This is a genomic window from Streptomyces sp. NPDC055078 (assembly GCF_053607985.1).
On sequence record NZ_JBSGUP010000998.1, the window covers coordinates 1 to 2001 of the forward strand.

Here is a 2001-nt window from a genome sequence, read left to right on the forward strand (position 1 = left end):
ATCTAAACTCCACTAAACCCCCCCGGTGCCAAGCCGGTCAGACCCGCAGCGGGACCGCCGCAAGCGTCGCCACCGACCAGGTCAGCGGGGCGAGGACCACCAGCAGGACCAGCACCCGCAGGACCGCCGCCAGCCGCAGGGTCCGGGCCGGGGCGCCGAGGCGCCGGAGGTCCCCCGTGGCGCGGGCGCGGGACTGCCGGGCCTCCAGCACCGAGGTGAGCAGGGTCGCCGTGGTGCAGGCGATGACCAGGGCCGCGCCCAGGCCCGTCAGCGGTCCGAAGGGGCGGGGGCCCGCGTCGTACAGCGTCCAGGCGGCGATCACCGCCGAGGCGACCGCGCACACCACACCCAGCGGACGGCCGATACGCCGGGACTCCGTCATCAGGGTGCGTCCCGCGAGCAGCCGGGCGGGCCCGGGTCGCAGCGCCTGGAGGAGGCGTCCGCAGAGATGGGTGAGGGCGGGTCCAGCGATGGCGAGACCCACGGCGGTGAGCGCCCACCCGGTGAGGACACCGACCGGGTTCGCCTCGAACTCGCCGGGCAGCGGCAGGGAGGCGTCGGCCCGGGTGCGGGCCGCATAGGTGCCGACCGCCAGGCCCGCCGCGACCAGCGCGCAGCCCCACGGCAGTCCGCCGGGAGGCCGAACGGGCGGCGGGAAGGGCTCGGTGCCGCCGGGGCGCCGGCGCAGGGTGAGCGCCGTCGCGACGGTGGCCGTCAGCGGGACGAGCGCCAGCAGGGTGAGCGCCGCCGCGAGCGGCAGCGGCTGCCGGGCCGCCAGCAGTTCGGACGCGGCGCCGTCGAACGGCAGGCCCGTCAGATCGCCCCGCAGATGCAGGAAGAACAGCAGGGCGACCATGCTGCCGAGCGTGCCCGACACGGCGGTCGAGACGGCGGCCAGCGCGGCGAGCCGGCCGGGGCCGAGACCGATGGCCGAAAGACCGGTGCGCGGGCGGGTGCTCGGATCCGTACGGGCCACCGCCACGGCGAAGTGCACGGTCGCGGCGAGCGGGATCAGACACCAGGTCAGCCGCAGCAGGGACGTCGCGGACTGCCCGGGATGGGAGAGCGCGTAGGTCAGCGACGACAGCAGCAGAAAGCCGACCCCCGCCGATGCCGCCGCCACCAGCAGCCGGCGCAGCAGGACCAGGGGGTGGGCGCCACGGGTCAGACGGAGAGCGAGCACTCGGCCCGGCCTTCCGTCCCGGCCGGGGCAGCCGCGCCGACCCGGCGGCCGTCGACGAGGGTGACCGTACGGTCCCCGAGGGCCGCCACCTCCGGGTCGTGGGTGGCCAGCAGGACCGTGATCCGGTGCGAGCGGGCGGCGGCCAGCAGCGTACGCAGCACATGGGCGCGGTCGGCGCGGTGCAGGGACGCGGTCGGCTCGTCGGCGAAGAGCACGGACGGGGTGCCCGCGAGGGCGCGCGCGGTGGCTACCCGCTGGCGCTGTGCCCGGGTCAGGGCGTACGGCCTGCTGCGGGCGCAGGCGCCGATGTCGAGGCGCTCCAGCCACTCCATGGCGGCGGTCTTCGCGTGGCGGCGCGGGACGCCGCGCAACAGCAGCGGCAGGGCGGCGTTCTCCCAGCCGGTCAGCTCGGGCACGAGCGCGGACTCGGGGCCGAGCCAGCCGAACCGCTCGCGCCGCAGCTGCTCGCGCCGGCCCGGCGGCAGCGTGTGCACGGGGGAGCTGTTGAACCACACCTCGCCCTCGTCGGCGACGAACTGGCCGGACAGAGCGCGCAGCAGCGTGGTCTTGCCGCTGCCGCGCGGGCCGCAGACGGCGAGGATCTCGCCCTCCCGCACTCCGAGCGAGACACCGGCGAGCGCGGGCGATCCGCTGTGGGAGTGGTGGAGGGAGCGGGCCCAGATCACATCGTTGTCGGGCGGGGCCACCATGGCGTACACCTCGGTTCTGATCAGATTGGTCGTTCCCCCGTACGGGGGAACGAGGTCAGGGCTGATCGGTCACTCGCACGCTAGGCAGCCGGATGCGGGGTCCTGGGA

Annotated in this window: 2 protein-coding genes; both read right to left on the reverse strand. The window is 75.8% G+C overall.

Going from position 1 to position 2001, the window contains the following annotated elements; genetic code table 11:
- Nucleotides 1-37: 37 nt before the first annotated feature.
- Nucleotides 38-1183, reverse strand: coding sequence for a hypothetical protein (locus ACWF94_RS39520; RefSeq protein ID WP_453499970.1), 1146 nt, complete (start codon nt 1181-1183; stop codon nt 38-40).
- A complete protein-coding gene (locus tag ACWF94_RS39525; protein ID WP_453499972.1) occupies nt 1165-1893 on the reverse strand; it encodes an ABC transporter ATP-binding protein in 729 nt (242 codons plus the stop codon). The genes ACWF94_RS39520 and ACWF94_RS39525 overlap by 19 nt, the downstream gene beginning before the upstream one ends.
- Between the last annotated feature and the right edge of the window lie 108 nt (nt 1894-2001).

What these genes read in the sequence shown, in the direction of transcription:
- ACWF94_RS39525 (WP_453499972.1), bottom strand. Translation starts at nt 1,893, where the DNA reads ATGGTGGCCCCGCCCGACAACGATGTGATCTGGGCCCGCTCCCTCCAC.